The organism is Brochothrix campestris (genome assembly GCF_046058945.1).
In the GTDB taxonomy this organism is placed as follows: Bacteria; Bacillota; Bacilli; order Lactobacillales; family Listeriaceae; genus Brochothrix; species Brochothrix campestris.
Map to the genome: position 1 here is coordinate 157,488 of NZ_CP175511.1, position 18,257 is coordinate 175,744.

At 44.5% G+C, this 18,257-nt stretch carries 8 protein-coding genes, 2 tRNA genes and 6 rRNA genes; 15 read left to right on the forward strand and 1 reads right to left on the reverse strand.

Features of this window, described 5'->3' with window-relative positions; genetic code table 11:
* Window positions 1-502: 502 nt before the first annotated feature.
* The 8 genes from ACJYYY_RS00805 (at window position 503) to ACJYYY_RS00840 (ending at window position 10,957) form a co-directional block, all read left to right on the forward strand.
* Window positions 503-2,050 (forward strand): 16S ribosomal RNA (locus ACJYYY_RS00805).
* 301 nt (window positions 2,051-2,351) lie between these two features.
* A 23S ribosomal RNA gene (locus ACJYYY_RS00810) occupies window positions 2,352-5,281 on the forward strand.
* A 122-nt stretch (window positions 5,282-5,403) separates the two neighbouring features.
* Window positions 5,404-5,519: ribosomal RNA gene (rrf, locus tag ACJYYY_RS00815) — 5S ribosomal RNA — on the forward strand.
* 220 nt (window positions 5,520-5,739) lie between these two features.
* Window positions 5,740-7,287, forward strand: a 16S ribosomal RNA gene (locus ACJYYY_RS00820).
* Between the two features lie 301 nt (window positions 7,288-7,588).
* Window positions 7,589-10,518: ribosomal RNA gene (locus ACJYYY_RS00825) — 23S ribosomal RNA — on the forward strand.
* Between the two features lie 122 nt (window positions 10,519-10,640).
* Window positions 10,641-10,756, forward strand: a 5S ribosomal RNA gene (gene rrf, locus ACJYYY_RS00830).
* Together the 16S, 23S and 5S rRNA genes with 2 tRNA genes alongside form the textbook arrangement of a ribosomal RNA operon.
* A gap of 5 nt (window positions 10,757-10,761) precedes the next feature.
* A tRNA-Asn gene (locus tag ACJYYY_RS00835) sits at window positions 10,762-10,834 on the forward strand.
* 50 nt (window positions 10,835-10,884) lie between these two features.
* Window positions 10,885-10,957, forward strand: a tRNA-Thr gene (locus tag ACJYYY_RS00840).
* A 244-nt stretch (window positions 10,958-11,201) separates the two neighbouring features.
* Here the strand turns inward: ACJYYY_RS00840 and ACJYYY_RS00845 are convergent.
* A complete protein-coding gene (locus ACJYYY_RS00845) occupies window positions 11,202-12,356 on the reverse strand; it encodes an amidohydrolase (protein ID WP_035314445.1) in 1,155 nt (384 codons plus the stop codon).
* A 144-nt stretch (window positions 12,357-12,500) separates the two neighbouring features.
* Between ACJYYY_RS00845 and ACJYYY_RS00850 the strand changes: the two genes are divergently transcribed.
* From ACJYYY_RS00850 to ACJYYY_RS00880, 7 genes are all read left to right on the forward strand, one after another.
* Window positions 12,501-13,340, forward strand: a complete 840-nt coding sequence (locus ACJYYY_RS00850) for a VOC family protein (RefSeq protein ID WP_035314443.1) — start codon at window positions 12,501-12,503, stop codon at window positions 13,338-13,340.
* A 105-nt stretch (window positions 13,341-13,445) separates the two neighbouring features.
* Window positions 13,446-13,802: a YxeA family protein gene (locus tag ACJYYY_RS00855; protein ID WP_408868994.1), complete on the forward strand. Its 357-nt coding sequence runs from the start codon at window positions 13,446-13,448 to the stop codon at window positions 13,800-13,802.
* Window positions 13,803-13,953: 151 nt separating this feature from the next.
* Window positions 13,954-14,220 carry a DNA-binding protein gene (locus ACJYYY_RS00860; protein ID WP_408868995.1) on the forward strand — a complete coding sequence of 89 codons (267 nt, stop codon included), beginning with the start codon at window positions 13,954-13,956 and terminating at the stop codon, window positions 14,218-14,220.
* Between the two features lie 134 nt (window positions 14,221-14,354).
* Entirely contained in the window at window positions 14,355-15,338 is a 984-nt protein-coding gene (argF, locus tag ACJYYY_RS00865; protein WP_408868996.1) for an ornithine carbamoyltransferase, read from the forward strand.
* Between the two features lie 189 nt (window positions 15,339-15,527).
* A complete protein-coding gene (locus tag ACJYYY_RS00870; protein ID WP_035314440.1) occupies window positions 15,528-16,352 on the forward strand; it encodes a lipoate--protein ligase family protein in 825 nt (274 codons plus the stop codon).
* A 21-nt stretch (window positions 16,353-16,373) separates the two neighbouring features.
* Window positions 16,374-17,681, forward strand: coding sequence for an HD domain-containing protein (locus ACJYYY_RS00875; protein ID WP_035314438.1), 1,308 nt, complete (start codon window positions 16,374-16,376; stop codon window positions 17,679-17,681).
* Between the two features lie 13 nt (window positions 17,682-17,694).
* Window positions 17,695-18,111, forward strand: coding sequence for a hypothetical protein (locus tag ACJYYY_RS00880; RefSeq protein ID WP_408868997.1), 417 nt, complete (start codon window positions 17,695-17,697; stop codon window positions 18,109-18,111).
* Window positions 18,112-18,257: the final 146 nt, after the last annotated feature.

Sequence of the window (18,257 nt, forward strand, 5' to 3'; positions counted from 1 at the left end):
GACTCTTTTTGTGAAATCAATTAGTTAGAAGCAAACAAAGTGAAAGATAAATGAAGGCGATAAATTTTAGTAAGGTGAAATCTTTCTAATAAATAGTTGAAAAGTATTGACTTGATAGCTAAAATGTTATATTATATAAAAGTTGCATCGAACAGAAAAGTAGGCAATCGAATGTGAAAAGAGTAACAACTAAATGTTGAAAACACCTTGACACGTATGAGGTTAACATGCTATACTGATTAAGTTGCATTAGAGAAAAACTTTTCTGAACAAACTAAAGTGTTTTAGAAAGTTGTTGACTTTGATTAGAAGATGCGATATAATTAAAAAGTTGTCAGCGGGAGTTGATAACGATTGACCTTTGAAAACTGAACGAACAAAAAGATGTTATATGCTTAAACTCTTAGGAGTTTAACCAATTAATTTCGTAACGACAACAAGTAATAAATTTTTAGCTAGCGAACTAGTTAAGGATCATTTGACGGTTTAAACACCGTTACTTTTTAACGAGAGTTTGATCCTGGCTCAGGACGAACGCTGGCGGCGTGCCTAATACATGCAAGTCGAACGAACGGATAAGGAGCTTGCTCCTTTGAAGTTAGTGGCGGACGGGTGAGTAACACGTGGGTAACCTGCCTCACAGCTGGGGATAACATCGAGAAATCGATGCTAATACCGAATGTGCTGAACATCATAAGATGTTCAAGTGAAAGACGGTTTCGGCTGTCACTGTGAGATGGACCCGCGCTGGATTAGCTAGTTGGTAAGGTAATGGCTTACCAAGGCGACGATCCATAGCCGACCTGAGAGGGTGATCGGCCACATTGGGACTGAGACACGGCCCAAACTCCTACGGGAGGCAGCAGTAGGGAATCTTCGGCAATGGACGAAAGTCTGACCGAGCAACGCCGCGTGAGCGAAGAAGGCCTTCGGGTCGTAAAGCTCTGTTGTTAGAGAAGAACAAGGGTGAGAGTAACTGTTCACCCCTTGACGGTATCTAACCAGAAAGCCACGGCTAACTACGTGCCAGCAGCCGCGGTAATACGTAGGTGGCAAGCGTTGTCCGGAATTATTGGGCGTAAAGCGCGCGCAGGCGGTCTTTTAAGTCTGATGTGAAAGCCCCCGGCTCAACCGGGGAGGGTCATTGGAAACTGGAAGACTTGAGGACAGAAGAGGAGAGTGGAATTCCAAGTGTAGCGGTGAAATGCGTAGATATTTGGAGGAACACCAGTGGCGAAGGCGGCTCTCTGGTCTGTTACTGACGCTGAGGCGCGAAAGCGTGGGGAGCAAACAGGATTAGATACCCTGGTAGTCCACGCCGTAAACGATGAGTGCTAAGTGTTAGGGGGTTTCCGCCCCTTAGTGCTGCAGTTAACGCATTAAGCACTCCGCCTGGGGAGTACGACCGCAAGGTTGAAACTCAAAGGAATTGACGGGGGCCCGCACAAGCGGTGGAGCATGTGGTTTAATTCGAAGCAACGCGAAGAACCTTACCAGGTCTTGACATCCTTTGACCATTCTGGAGACAGAACTTTCCCTTCGGGGACAAAGTGACAGGTGGTGCATGGTTGTCGTCAGCTCGTGTCGTGAGATGTTGGGTTAAGTCCCGCAACGAGCGCAACCCTTGATTTTAGTTGCCAGCATTAAGTTGGGCACTCTAAAGTGACTGCCGGTGTAAGCCGGAGGAAGGTGGGGATGACGTCAAATCATCATGCCCCTTATGACCTGGGCTACACACGTGCTACAATGGATAATACAAAGGGTCGCGAAGCCGCGAGGTGGAGCCAATCCCATAAAATTATTCTCAGTTCGGATTGCAGGCTGCAACTCGCCTGCATGAAGCCGGAATCGCTAGTAATCGTAGATCAGCATGCTACGGTGAATACGTTCCCGGGCCTTGTACACACCGCCCGTCACACCACGAGAGTTTGTAACACCCAAAGCCGGTTTGGTAACCTTCGGGAGCTAGCCGTCTAAGGTGGGATAGATAATTGGGGTGAAGTCGTAACAAGGTAGCCGTATCGGAAGGTGCGGCTGGATCACCTCCTTTCTAAGGAATAGGAACACACCTTCGGGTGTGACAAGTTACATTAATTGTTGTATGACATCTGCTTGTTCGTTTAGTTTTGAGAAGTCAATCTTCTCATTTATGTTTGTTCTTTGAAAACTGAATACTAATTGATATGAAATAGAAAGACCAAGTAACAACCGAGACTCATTTTAGGTGATTTATAATCATCAGGTCGTATCGCACGACCAACCAGACATATGTTCATTATGTCGAACTAAAAACCGTAAGGTGATTAGTAAAGAGGCGTTAGTAGTTGTTTAACAACGAACACAAATCTGAAGGTTAAGTTAGAAAGGGCGCACGGTGAATGCCTTGGCACTAGGAGCCGATGAAGGACGGGACTAACACCGATATGCTTTGGGGAGCTGTACGTAAGCTTTGATCCAGAGATTTCCGAATGGGGAAACCTACTATGCTTGATCGCATAGTGTCTACAACTGAATACATAGGTTGTTTGACGGCAGACGCAGGGAACTGAAACATCTTATTACCTGCAGGAAGAGAAAGAAAAATCGATTTCCTGAGTAGCGGCGAGCGAAACGGAAACAGCCCAAACCAAAGAGCTTGCTCTTTGGGGTTGTAGGACATTCTACACGGAGTTACAAAGGAAGCGTTTAGTTGAGTAACCTGGAAAGGTTAACCAAAGAGGGTAACAGTCCCGTAAACGAAAAGCGCTTCTCTCCAGAATGTATCCTGAGTACGGCGGAACACGAGAAATTCCGTCGGAATCCACGGGGACCATCCCGTAAGGCTAAATACTCCCTAGTGACCGATAGTGTACCAGTACCGTGAGGGAAAGGTGAAAAGAACCCCGGAAGGGGAGTGAAATAGTTCCTGAAACCGTGTGCCTACAAGTAGTTAAAGCCCGTTAATGGGTGATAGCGTGCCTTTTGTAGAATGAACCGGCGAGTTACGTTTACTAGCAAGGTTAAGTCGAGAAGACGGAGCCGCAGCGAAAGCGAGTCTGAATAGGGCGAATTAGTTAGTAGGCGTAGACCCGAAACCAGGTGATCTACCCATGTCCAGGATGAAGGTAAGGTAAAACTTACTGGAGGTCCGAACCCACGTAAGTTGAAAATTGCGGGGATGAGGTGTGGGTAGCGGAGAAATTCCAATCGAACCTGGAGATAGCTGGTTCTCTCCGAAATAGCTTTAGGGCTAGCCTCGAGGTAGAGAGTCGTGGAGGTAGAGCACTGTTTGAACTAGGGGCCCATCTAGGGTTACTGAATTCAGATAAACTCCGAATGCCATCGACTTATACTCGGGAGTCAGACAGTGAGTGATAAGATCCATTGTCGAGAGGGAAACAGCCCAGACCACCAGTTAAGGTCCCTAAATATACGTTAAGTGGAAAAGGATGTAGTATTGCTTAGACAACTAGGATGTTGGCTCAGAAGCAGCCACCATTTAAAGAGTGCGTAATAGCTCACTAGTCGAGTGACACCGCGCCGAAAATGTACCGGGGCTAAACGTATTACCGAAACTGTGGATGAACATCTATGATGTTCGTGGTAGGAGAGCGTTCTAAAGACAGCGAAGTCAGACCGTGAGGACTGGTGGAGTGTTTAGAAGTGAGAATGCCGGTATGAGTAGCGAAAGACGGGTGAGAATCCCGTCCACCGAATATCTAAGGTTTCCTGGGGAAGGCTCGTCCGCCCAGGGTTAGTCGGGACCTAAGCTGAGGCCGATAGGCGTAGGCGATGGACAACAGATTGATATTTCTGTACCAGTCATTAATGTTTGAGCGATGGGGGGACGCAGTAGGATACGAACGCATGCTGATGGATATGCATGTACAAGCAATTAGGCAGGAAAGTAGGCAAATCCGCTTTCCGCGTAAGCTGAGTTGTGATGTGGTGGCACCTAGTGCCGTAGGTTCTGATTCCACACTGCCAAGAAAAGCCTCTAGTTAGTTAATGACTGCCCGTACCGCAATCCGACACAGGTAGATGAGGAGAGAATCCTAAGGTGAGCGAGAGAACTCTTGTTAAGGAACTCGGCAAAATGACCCCGTAACTTCGGGAGAAGGGGTGCTCTATTAAGGTGAAAGCCTGAGAGAGCCGCAGTGAATAGGCCCAAGCGACTGTTTACCAAAAACACAGGTCTATGCAAAATCGTAAGATGAAGTATATGGGCTGACACCTGCCCGGTGCTGGAAGGTTAAGAGGAGTGCTTAGCGCAAGCGAAGGTGCGAATTGAAGCCCCAGTAAACGGCGGCCGTAACTATAACGGTCCTAAGGTAGCGAAATTCCTTGTCGGGTAAGTTCCGACCCGCACGAAAGGTGTAACGATTTGGGCACTGTCTCAACAAGAGACTCGGTGAAATTATAGTACCTGTGAAGATGCAGGTTACCCGCGACAGGACGGAAAGACCCCGTGGAGCTTTACTGCAATCTGATATTGAATGTTTGTGTCACTTGTACAGGATAGGTAGGAGCCTTGGACTCCGGAGCGCTAGCTTCGGATGAGGCGTTGGTGGGATACTACCCTTGTGACATGACCATTCTAACCCGCACCCCTTATCGGGGTGGGAGACAGTGTCAGATGGGCAGTTTGACTGGGGCGGTCGCCTCCTAAAGAGTAACGGAGGCGCCCAAAGGTTCCCTCAGAATGGTTGGAAATCATTCGCAGAGTGTAAAGGCACAAGGGAGCTTGACTGTGAGACCTACAAGTCGAACAGGGACGAAAGTCGGGCTTAGTGATCCGGTGGTTCCGCATGGAAGGGCCATCGCTCAACGGATAAAAGCTACCCCGGGGATAACAGGCTTATCTCCCCCAAGAGTCCACATCGACGGGGAGGTTTGGCACCTCGATGTCGGCTCATCGCATCCTGGGGCTGTAGTCGGTCCCAAGGGTTGGGCTGTTCGCCCATTAAAGCGGTACGCGAGCTGGGTTCAGAACGTCGTGAGACAGTTCGGTCCCTATCCGTCGCGGGCGCAGGAAATTTGAGAGGAGCTGTCCTTAGTACGAGAGGACCGGGATGGACACACCGCTGGTGTACCAGTTGTTCCGCCAGGAGCATCGCTGGGTAGCTATGTGTGGAAGGGATAAACGCTGAAAGCATCTAAGCGTGAAGCCCCCCTCGAGATGAGATTTCCCATCACTTTATGTGAGTAAGACCCCTGAGAGACGATCAGGTTGATAGGTTCGGAGTGGAAGTGCAGCGATGTACGGAGCGGACGAATACTAATAGGTCGAGGACTTAACCTTATTAAGTTTTAAAAGCGAAAATGACGATGGGTTGTTACCTTTCGAAAAAAATCAATTAGTATTCAGTTTTGAGAGTGCAAACTTTCATGATAATTTCATAATTATCCAGACATATTTATCTGTTTGGTGACGATAGCAAAGAGGATACACCTGTTCCCATCCCGAACACAGTAGTTAAGCTCTTTAGCGCCGATGGTAGTTGGGGGTTTCCCCCTGTGAGAGTAGGACGTTGCCAAGCAATCTACTATGAGATTAGTGCTTGACATTAATCACTCATCATGGTATGATTATTAAGTTGTTAAGTCAACGATTGACCTTTGAAAACTGAACGAACAAAAAGATGTTATATGCTTAAACTCTTAGGAGTTTAACCAATTAATTTCGTAACGACAACAAGTAATAAATTTTTAGCTAGCGAACTAGTTAAGGATCATTTGACGGTTTAAACACCGTTACTTTTTAACGAGAGTTTGATCCTGGCTCAGGACGAACGCTGGCGGCGTGCCTAATACATGCAAGTCGAACGAACGGATAAGGAGCTTGCTCCTTTGAAGTTAGTGGCGGACGGGTGAGTAACACGTGGGTAACCTGCCTCACAGCTGGGGATAACATCGAGAAATCGATGCTAATACCGAATGTGCTGAACATCATAAGATGTTCAAGTGAAAGACGGTTTCGGCTGTCACTGTGAGATGGACCCGCGCTGGATTAGCTAGTTGGTAAGGTAATGGCTTACCAAGGCGACGATCCATAGCCGACCTGAGAGGGTGATCGGCCACATTGGGACTGAGACACGGCCCAAACTCCTACGGGAGGCAGCAGTAGGGAATCTTCGGCAATGGACGAAAGTCTGACCGAGCAACGCCGCGTGAGCGAAGAAGGCCTTCGGGTCGTAAAGCTCTGTTGTTAGAGAAGAACAAGGGTGAGAGTAACTGTTCACCCCTTGACGGTATCTAACCAGAAAGCCACGGCTAACTACGTGCCAGCAGCCGCGGTAATACGTAGGTGGCAAGCGTTGTCCGGAATTATTGGGCGTAAAGCGCGCGCAGGCGGTCTTTTAAGTCTGATGTGAAAGCCCCCGGCTCAACCGGGGAGGGTCATTGGAAACTGGAAGACTTGAGGACAGAAGAGGAGAGTGGAATTCCAAGTGTAGCGGTGAAATGCGTAGATATTTGGAGGAACACCAGTGGCGAAGGCGGCTCTCTGGTCTGTTACTGACGCTGAGGCGCGAAAGCGTGGGGAGCAAACAGGATTAGATACCCTGGTAGTCCACGCCGTAAACGATGAGTGCTAAGTGTTAGGGGGTTTCCGCCCCTTAGTGCTGCAGTTAACGCATTAAGCACTCCGCCTGGGGAGTACGACCGCAAGGTTGAAACTCAAAGGAATTGACGGGGGCCCGCACAAGCGGTGGAGCATGTGGTTTAATTCGAAGCAACGCGAAGAACCTTACCAGGTCTTGACATCCTTTGACCATTCTGGAGACAGAACTTTCCCTTCGGGGACAAAGTGACAGGTGGTGCATGGTTGTCGTCAGCTCGTGTCGTGAGATGTTGGGTTAAGTCCCGCAACGAGCGCAACCCTTGATTTTAGTTGCCAGCATTAAGTTGGGCACTCTAAAGTGACTGCCGGTGTAAGCCGGAGGAAGGTGGGGATGACGTCAAATCATCATGCCCCTTATGACCTGGGCTACACACGTGCTACAATGGATAATACAAAGGGTCGCGAAGCCGCGAGGTGGAGCCAATCCCATAAAATTATTCTCAGTTCGGATTGCAGGCTGCAACTCGCCTGCATGAAGCCGGAATCGCTAGTAATCGTAGATCAGCATGCTACGGTGAATACGTTCCCGGGCCTTGTACACACCGCCCGTCACACCACGAGAGTTTGTAACACCCAAAGCCGGTTTGGTAACCTTCGGGAGCTAGCCGTCTAAGGTGGGATAGATAATTGGGGTGAAGTCGTAACAAGGTAGCCGTATCGGAAGGTGCGGCTGGATCACCTCCTTTCTAAGGAATAGGAACACACCTTCGGGTGTGATAAGTTACATTAATTGTTGTATGACATCTGCTTGTTCGTTTAGTTTTGAGAAGTCAATCTTCTCATTTATGTTTGTTCTTTGAAAACTGAATACTAATTGATATGAAATAGAAAGACCAAGTAACAACCGAGACTCATTTTAGGTGATTTATAATCATCAGGTCGTATCGCACGACCAACCAGACATATGTTCATTATGTCGAACTAAAAGCCGTAAGGTGATTAGTAAAGAGGCGTTAGTAGTTGTTTAACAACGAACACAAATCTGAAGGTTAAGTTAGAAAGGGCGCACGGTGAATGCCTTGGCACTAGGAGCCGATGAAGGACGGGACTAACACCGATATGCTTTGGGGAGCTGTACGTAAGCTTTGATCCAGAGATTTCCGAATGGGGAAACCTACTATGCTTGATCGCATAGTGTCTACAACTGAATACATAGGTTGTTTGACGGCAGACGCAGGGAACTGAAACATCTTATTACCTGCAGGAAGAGAAAGAAAAATCGATTTCCTGAGTAGCGGCGAGCGAAACGGAAACAGCCCAAACCAAAGAGCTTGCTCTTTGGGGTTGTAGGACATTCTACACGGAGTTACAAAGGAAGCGTTTAGTTGAGTAACCTGGAAAGGTTAACCAAAGAGGGTAACAGTCCCGTAAACGAAAAGCGCTTCTCTCCAGAATGTATCCTGAGTACGGCGGAACACGAGAAATTCCGTCGGAATCCACGGGGACCATCCCGTAAGGCTAAATACTCCCTAGTGACCGATAGTGTACCAGTACCGTGAGGGAAAGGTGAAAAGAACCCCGGAAGGGGAGTGAAATAGTTCCTGAAACCGTGTGCCTACAAGTAGTTAAAGCCCGTTAATGGGTGATAGCGTGCCTTTTGTAGAATGAACCGGCGAGTTACGTTTACTAGCAAGGTTAAGTCGAGAAGACGGAGCCGCAGCGAAAGCGAGTCTGAATAGGGCGAATTAGTTAGTAGGCGTAGACCCGAAACCAGGTGATCTACCCATGTCCAGGATGAAGGTAAGGTAAAACTTACTGGAGGTCCGAACCCACGTAAGTTGAAAATTGCGGGGATGAGGTGTGGGTAGCGGAGAAATTCCAATCGAACCTGGAGATAGCTGGTTCTCTCCGAAATAGCTTTAGGGCTAGCCTCGAGGTAGAGAGTCGTGGAGGTAGAGCACTGTTTGAACTAGGGGCCCATCTAGGGTTACTGAATTCAGATAAACTCCGAATGCCATCGACTTATACTCGGGAGTCAGACAGTGAGTGATAAGATCCATTGTCGAGAGGGAAACAGCCCAGACCACCAGTTAAGGTCCCTAAATATACGTTAAGTGGAAAAGGATGTAGTATTGCTTAGACAACTAGGATGTTGGCTCAGAAGCAGCCACCATTTAAAGAGTGCGTAATAGCTCACTAGTCGAGTGACACCGCGCCGAAAATGTACCGGGGCTAAACGTATTACCGAAACTGTGGATGAACATCTATGATGTTCGTGGTAGGAGAGCGTTCTAAAGACAGCGAAGTCAGACCGTGAGGACTGGTGGAGTGTTTAGAAGTGAGAATGCCGGTATGAGTAGCGAAAGACGGGTGAGAATCCCGTCCACCGAATATCTAAGGTTTCCTGGGGAAGGCTCGTCCGCCCAGGGTTAGTCGGGACCTAAGCTGAGGCCGATAGGCGTAGGCGATGGACAACAGATTGATATTTCTGTACCAGTCATTAATGTTTGAGCGATGGGGGGACGCAGTAGGATACGAACGCATGCTGATGGATATGCATGTACAAGCAATTAGGCAGGAAAGTAGGCAAATCCGCTTTCCGCGTAAGCTGAGTTGTGATGTGGTGGCACCTAGTGCCGTAGGTTCTGATTCCACACTGCCAAGAAAAGCCTCTAGTTAGTTAATGACTGCCCGTACCGCAATCCGACACAGGTAGATGAGGAGAGAATCCTAAGGTGAGCGAGAGAACTCTTGTTAAGGAACTCGGCAAAATGACCCCGTAACTTCGGGAGAAGGGGTGCTCTATTAAGGTGAAAGCCTGAGAGAGCCGCAGTGAATAGGCCCAAGCGACTGTTTACCAAAAACACAGGTCTATGCAAAATCGTAAGATGAAGTATATGGGCTGACACCTGCCCGGTGCTGGAAGGTTAAGAGGAGTGCTTAGCGCAAGCGAAGGTGCGAATTGAAGCCCCAGTAAACGGCGGCCGTAACTATAACGGTCCTAAGGTAGCGAAATTCCTTGTCGGGTAAGTTCCGACCCGCACGAAAGGTGTAACGATTTGGGCACTGTCTCAACAAGAGACTCGGTGAAATTATAGTACCTGTGAAGATGCAGGTTACCCGCGACAGGACGGAAAGACCCCGTGGAGCTTTACTGCAATCTGATATTGAATGTTTGTGTCACTTGTACAGGATAGGTAGGAGCCTTGGACTCCGGAGCGCTAGCTTCGGATGAGGCGTTGGTGGGATACTACCCTTGTGACATGACCATTCTAACCCGCACCCCTTATCGGGGTGGGAGACAGTGTCAGATGGGCAGTTTGACTGGGGCGGTCGCCTCCTAAAGAGTAACGGAGGCGCCCAAAGGTTCCCTCAGAATGGTTGGAAATCATTCGCAGAGTGTAAAGGCACAAGGGAGCTTGACTGTGAGACCTACAAGTCGAACAGGGACGAAAGTCGGGCTTAGTGATCCGGTGGTTCCGCATGGAAGGGCCATCGCTCAACGGATAAAAGCTACCCCGGGGATAACAGGCTTATCTCCCCCAAGAGTCCACATCGACGGGGAGGTTTGGCACCTCGATGTCGGCTCATCGCATCCTGGGGCTGTAGTCGGTCCCAAGGGTTGGGCTGTTCGCCCATTAAAGCGGTACGCGAGCTGGGTTCAGAACGTCGTGAGACAGTTCGGTCCCTATCCGTCGCGGGCGCAGGAAATTTGAGAGGAGCTGTCCTTAGTACGAGAGGACCGGGATGGACACACCGCTGGTGTACCAGTTGTTCCGCCAGGAGCATCGCTGGGTAGCTATGTGTGGAAGGGATAAACGCTGAAAGCATCTAAGCGTGAAGCCCCCCTCGAGATGAGATTTCCCATCACTTTATGTGAGTAAGACCCCTGAGAGACGATCAGGTTGATAGGTTCGGAGTGGAAGTGCAGCGATGTACGGAGCGGACGAATACTAATAGGTCGAGGACTTAACCTTATTAAGTTTTAAAAGCGAAAATGACGATGGGTTGTTACCTTTCGAAAAAAATCAATTAGTATTCAGTTTTGAGAGTGCAAACTTTCATGATAATTTCATAATTATCCAGACATATTTATCTGTTTGGTGACGATAGCAAAGAGGATACACCTGTTCCCATCCCGAACACAGTAGTTAAGCTCTTTAGCGCCGATGGTAGTTGGGGGTTTCCCCCTGTGAGAGTAGGACGTTGCCAAGCATTTATCCGCAATAGCTCAGTTGGTAGAGCACACGACTGTTAATCGTGTTGTCGTAGGTTCGAGCCCTACTTGCGGAGTAAAATTAAAAATTGGAGTGCAACTTAGTTGTACTCCAATTTTGTATCATGCCGTTTTAGCTCAGTTGGTAGAGCGCATCCATGGTAAGGATGAGGTCGCCGGTTCGATCCCGGCAAATGGCTTAATAGTTTAAAGTGCTCGTAAAGAACTTGAACTAACGTTCACAGAAAAAGAAGTTTAATTCGACTTTGTCTACAATCTCAAAGGCTCGTGTTTCCTACTATAACAACATTTCTATTCAGTCTTATCATCTCGTAGACAAAGTCACTATAATATCAATTCAAAGAAAATGAAGACTGTTTAGACTTTGTCTATACTCTGAAAGAAGTCCTAACGGACTTCTTTTTTTATGTTCAACTTTAATGTTCAAAGTTTTTTGAATGGGTGTTGCCCAGCAGCTAATGTTAATTGGAACAAGTAGTTAGTGATGGGAAGAAGGATGTTATCATCTGCTTTGAACTGTGGATGATGTAACGGATAAGGACTGCCAGATCCAATAAAGACAAAGGCACCTGGAATAACTGTTTGGTAATTAGCAAAGTCTTCACCGATTGATAAAGGTTCCATTTTTTCTATTGTGAAACCATTTAATTCCGCTAGTTGGAGTGCAAAATCAGTTAATTCAGGGTGATTATTTGTCGCTGGGGAAAATTCTTCTACCCACTCTAATTCGATTATGGCTTCGTTTGTGAAAGCTAGACCCGTTATTAGTTGTTGCATGCGTTGCTTGATAAGCTCGACAATTTTCGCATCAAAAGCACGTACTGTACCACTAAGAACAACTTTTTCAGGAATGACATTTCGATTATTACCGCCATGAATTTGTGTAATGCTAACGACTGCATTCGTATTAGAAGGTAAAAAACGACTAATGATTGTTTGAAAAGCTGTAATTAATTGACTTGTAATGATAAATGGATCATTTCCTTCGTTTGGTTTCGCGGCATGTGAACCTCTACCAGTAATAGTAATATCAAAGGCATCAACCGAGGCCGTAACTGCCCCGTGACAACTTGCGACTGTCCCAAGAGGTAATGTAGGATCATTATGCCATCCAAATATCGCATCAGCCTTATTTAGTAGGCCTGTTTCTATAATAGCAGCAGCACCATATCCGATTTCTTCAGCAGGTTGAAAAACAAAGAGAATACGACCATAAATATTTCCAGTTTGTTTTTTTAGTTGGATGGCCGCGCCTAATAAAGCTGTGGTATGAAAATCATGGCCACATGCATGCATAATTCCATGTGATACCGAACGAAAAGCAACGTCATTCTCTTCTTGGATAGGAAGAGCGTCGATGTCCCCACGCAAGACGATGGTTGGACCAGGATAATCCCCGATTATTTCGGCAACAAGACCAGTAGCAAGAGTTAATGGTAGAATGGTGATTTGATGGAGCTCAAGCTGTTCACGGATTTTATGTGTGGTTCTAACTTCTTTTTTTGAAAGCTCAGGATGGGCATGTAAATCGTGTCTAAATGAAATCAAAAATTGTTCGAATGTAGAATTACTAATCATCAAAAAGCCTCCTTTAGTTATAGTTAATATTAGCGACAAAAGAGAGAATAGTCAATTTCATTTAAAGTAACTTACTTACTTTTTGTTAGACAAAAAGTAAGGTTTATGGTTTAATAGAAGAAGATAAAGAGTGGAGGAATCAAAATGGATTTTAAAAGTGATATGATATTAGGAACAGTTGCTTTAAATATAAGTGATTTAAAAGCTTCGATTAGTTATTATACAGAAATAATTGGTTTAACGTTGTTATCTCAAACGGAGAAGAGTGCTGAATTAGGTCTTAAGGATAATCGTTACCCATTGGTAAGATTAGAACAGGGTGTTGAAACTGAATCAAAAACAACACATGCTGGCTTATATCACTTAGCTTTGTTATTGCCTACCCGTGAATCGTTAGCTCAGTTTATTTATAATCTGATTATCAATAAAAGAGAGATTGGTGGTGCGGGTGATCATCTCTATAGTGAAGCCTTTTATTTTACGGATCCCGATGGTAATGGGATTGAAATTTATGCGGATCGACCATATGAAACGTGGGACGTGCACGAAGATGGTTTAATTACAACAGCGACAAATGCGGTTAATGTTAATGATATTTTAAAAGAAATCAAGACACCGTTGTGGGAGGGCATGCCAGCTGGAACAATTATGGGACATGTTCATCTGCAAGTGAGTGATATTGAATACACCAAGGCTTTCTATCATGACCTATTATCATTCAGTATTAAAACAATTATTCCACGAGCCTTATTTATGTCGCGGGGGCTCTATCATCATCAAATCGGCACAAATAATTGGATAGGACATACATTACCAGAACGACCACATACTGAGAGTGGGATGCTCTATTATACAATGCGTTTTGCTGATGTTTCAAAAATAGTGAATTTGTTACAAGAGAAAAACTATCCAGTTGTAACAAACAAAGATGGATTTTTTGTTGCGGATCCAAACGGTATTAAGATTAAATTAGAACAACAATGACAATAATGTCACCTTGTAGTGTCATATTGTAAGCTGAAGCAATGGTTACGTCTGAATTTGTCATGTATAGTATAGATATAAACATACAGTAATGGAGGAAACGTAATGAAATATCTTTTAAGTGTAATTGTTTTAGCGATTTTAGTCTTCGGTGGGTATAATTGGTACATGGGTCAATCAGAAGACTATTATGTTCAAATAACAAATGAAGGAACAAAAACAACACAGACAGATGGCAGTGAAACATACATTAACTACGAATACGAATTGCCGGGTTACAATGAAGCTGGAAAAGAAAAAAAACTCAAATTCATGGGATTTCAAGAGCGTCCACTAAAAATGAATCACTACTTAAAAGTCTCACAGTTTATTCATAAAACCGGTGTCAAAACATACGAAGAAGTCGCTGAAAATGAAATTCCGAACGAGGCATTGAAGCAGTTACAAACAGGACGTAAGTAGATAGTAAGAAGCGAAAGAATAGTTTTTGTGAAACATTACAAAAAGCTATTCTTTTTGTTTCGCTAATAGTGTAGAATAAAGATAAGTAGTAAATTAAAAAATATAATTTTTCGTTATATGATTCAAAAATGTTTTTAAGGAGGCGCATACGATGGTTAGGAAAAAATGGAAACGCAATGAATTGTTAGAAATTTTAGACAATGAGTTTTTATCCACGCAAGAAGTCCTAGATACATTGCAAATCACAAAACAAGCGCTTTACTCACTTGTGCTACGTAATAAGATTGAACAGGTGCGAAAAGGCAGTGTGAAACTCTATTTTAGATCAGATATTGAAAAAAGACTTATTGAACAAGAAGCGTTGCGTAAAAAATACCGTCCCTATGATTTCAAAGAGTCATCAAAAGAAAAGGTATAATCATACATATCCACGTTGCCATGAAGTTTTATTGGCAACTTTTTTTATTCATGGTTGCATAATAATACGCTATAATTGAATAAAAAACCGTTTTAGTGTAGGGTTGAAATAGGAAGAAGATAGGGGGTATTCAGATGGTAACCATAAATGGGTTAATTTCAGATACACAACTTACTGAAAGTAGTATTTTGGCGATTGTAGAGTTAGCATTCAAGCTAAAGGCACAAAAAAAGGCAGGCAAAGGTCGGCCATTACTAGCGGGTAAAAATATAGCGTTATTATTTGAAAAAACTTCAACACGGACACGGGCGGCGTTCACAGTAGCTGCCAACGATTTGGGCGCACATCCAGAATATTTAGGTCAGTCTGACATTCAATTTGGTAAAAAGGAGTCGTTAGAGGATACGGCTAAAGTGTTAGGTCGGATGTTTGACGGAATTGAGTACCGTGGTTCGAATCATGCGGTTGTTGAAGGATTAGCGAAGCATGCAGGTGTACCAGTTTGGAATGGTTTAACAGATAAATGGCATCCGACGCAAATGTTTGCTGATTTATTGACGATGAAAGAACATTTTGGTTATTTGAAAGGTCTCACGGTTTGTTTTGTTGGGGATGGTCGTAACAATGTGGCGAATAGTTTAACGATAGGGTGTTTAAAGGTCGGAATCAATGTGATGATTTTGGCACCGAAAAAATTGCAACCAGATGTAGAGCTTACAGAATTAGCACAACAATGTGCCAAGAAATCAGGGGCGAGTTACTTTATCACTGAGGAACAATCTGCTTTAAACACAGTTGATGTAGTATACACTGATGTTTGGGTATCGATGGGCGAAGAGTCGCTTTACGAAGAGCGCATCACTTTATTACATAAATACCAAGTCAATCAAACACTAATGGATAAAACGGGCAAAAACAGCATTTTCCTCCATTGTTTACCAGCGTTTCATGATTTAGAAACAACCGTCGCTCAAAAAATCCAACGACAGTATGGCTTGAGTGAATTAGAAGTTAGTGATGAGGTTTTCCGATCAGAAGCATCGCTAGTGTATGACCAAGCAGAAAATCGGTTGCATACGATCAAGGCGATAATGGTAGCTAGCTATTATACAATCTGACAGTTCTCTACAAGATAACAGGGTATTGTATCAACAGTGACGATAGAGAACAGCATTTAACTTCAGTCTCCGACCAACCGCAGGGTTGGTCTTTTTTTGATGTGCTTTTCACAAATGAAATCACGTTACGCGCTATAGACCACGTGTTATAATAAAGATATTGAATTTGATGTAGAGGAAGATGAAAAAATGGGAGTATTATCAGAAGTGAGTCATTGCGGTTGGCTCAATGATGCCGAGCCACTAGCCATAACGAGTGCATTAACGTCTTTTGCAGTGGATGATGTTTTAAGTGAGGCTGTTGGAAAACAAGCAGAGCAAGCAGCTATGCTACATTCATGGGCGCATCAGCCAACGGTGGTTGTCGGCATCCAAGATCAACGTCTGCCATATTTTAAAGAGGCTGTTCGTTTTTTAAAGGATGCTGGCTATGACGTTGTCATGCGTAATTCTGGAGGGTTGGCGGTTGTATTGGATGAAGGTGTCTATAACTTATCATTATTGATAAACCTACCATTGGGAATCAATGAAGGATATGAACTGATGCAGGCTTTGATTCAACAGCTGTTCAGTGATTTAACGGATCAAATCGTCGCGAAGGAAATTCCTCAATCGTATTGTCCAGGAAGCTATGACTTAAGTATCGATGGTAAAAAATTTGCGGGTATCTCACAAAGACGTGCCAATGGTGCGATTGCTGTCCAAATTTACTTGAGTATTACGGGGGATCAAACGAAGCGAGCTAACCTAATTCGTGATTTTTATGCAATCGGTCGTCGTGGTGAAGAAACACGTCTCACTTATCCAGAGGTGGATAGTCGTGTGATGGCAACGCTCACGGACTTACTACAAACATCACTGACCTTAGGTGCAGTAAATGAACGATTAGTGACAGCGCTAAATCAAGCAGGTTGCCAACTGACTAGTCGGGTCTTAACAGCCGCAGAACATGAGCGTTTTCGGGTTTTTAACGACCGGTTAGCGAAACGAAATGAACAAATTAAAACGTATTAATAAGCCAAAGGAGTGAGTTGTATGATAGGAAAATTAAAGGAAGAAAAAGTAATTAAAGATCCGATTCATCGCTACATTCATGTGCAGGATAAATTGATTTGGGCATTAATCCAGACGAAAGAGATGCAACGCTTACGTCGAGTGCAACAATTGGGAATGACTAATTTAACGTTTCCGACAGCAGAGCATAGTCGGTTTACTCACTCGTTGGGCGTGTATGAAATTATGCGACGGATTATAGCTACTGATGAAACAGCGTCTGGGTGGCAATTGAAAGCGCAGCGTGAAGAGTACTTGCTTGCCTTAGCGGCAGCCTTATTGCATGATGTTGGACACGGCCCTTTTTCGCATACGTTTGAAGCGGTGTTTGGAACGGATCATGAAGCGTATACAAAAGCAATTATCATGGATGAAACAACTGAGGTGCATCGAGTGTTAGCACAAGTGCATGCTGATTTCCCGTTGAAAGTATCACAGGTCATTGATAAATCTTACAGTAACCAAGTGATTGTACATCTGATATCGAGCCAAATCGATGCGGATCGGATGGATTATTTATTGCGTGATGCTTATGCAACGGGTGTAAGTTATGGGACGTTTGATATTGAACGGATTTTACGAGTGATGATGCCTTATCAAAATGCGGTGGTGATTGAAGCTAAAGGGATGCACGCAGTAGAAGACTACGTAATTAGCCGATACCAAATGTATATGCAAGTTTATTTCCATCCAGTCACCCGCAGTGCCGAAGTGATTGTCAACAAAATATTCAAACGTGCGATTGCACTGCATCAACAAGGCTACGCGTTTAAGCAAGAGCCGCTGTTGCTACAGGCTTTTTTTGAAAAAACAGAGATGCTCAACGACTATTTGAAATTAGATGACGGCGTGATGCGTTATCATTTTTTAATCTGGCAAGATGAAAACGATACGATATTAAGTGATTTATGTCAACGTTTTATGAATCGTCGGCTTTTTAAATACTGTGCGTATAACCCTGAGACGGACACTGTTTTTTATGAGCAATTAGCAGATGCGTATCGTGAAATCGGCTATAATCCAACTTATTATTTACAGGTGCAGTCATCGAGTGATTTACCTTATGATTTGTACCGACCGGGAGAAAATCAACGGCTCCCAATTAATATTAAACAAAAAGATGGTCAGTTAGTTGAATTGTCGGTGTGTTCGCCACTCGTCAAGGCTATTAGTGGTAAAACGAAAACAAGCGTTAAATTGTATTATCCGGATGTATCCGAATTAAGAGCTTCAGCTAAACAAAAAGAGGAGCTGCACCAGTTAGTAATGCAGCACTGTTCCAATAAATAAGAGGTGACCGAAAATGAGTCGAAAAAAAACGCCGCAAACATACGGCACGATTAATAATACAAACACGCTACGTAGTTTACGGATGGATCCGAAGTATCAATTAGAAGCGGATTTATGGGAAGAACAACAAATACAAACGAAGCAAGAACCGGTGCAGTCACAAAAAATAGTAGCTTTGCCAACAGCGCAAACACAGTTGGACCGTATTTTAAAAACGGTGCCACTGATCTATCGAATGGAGCAGCTGACACTATTAGGTTCACGTATATTAGCGGAGCAACAACAAAAAAACGTCTCGTTGAGAGTACAAGATGTCTTGAGTCTTTTGCAACTGTTAGAAAATGACGGGAAAAGTCCCAGGGTGTCGGAATTAGTACAGACACAACGGATAGCGTTGTTAGCGGGCGTTATTCAACGGTTAATTAAATGAAAAACAGCCACTCGTAAGTGACTGTTACAGACTGTATAAAAACTCAAATTGGTTCTTGAGCATTTAGCCGCTATTGAAAGAGCTGCTTTCACTTTTATTCCTCTAGTTAAAGCAACTCATAAATTTCAAGCTCGATGCCCGCGACG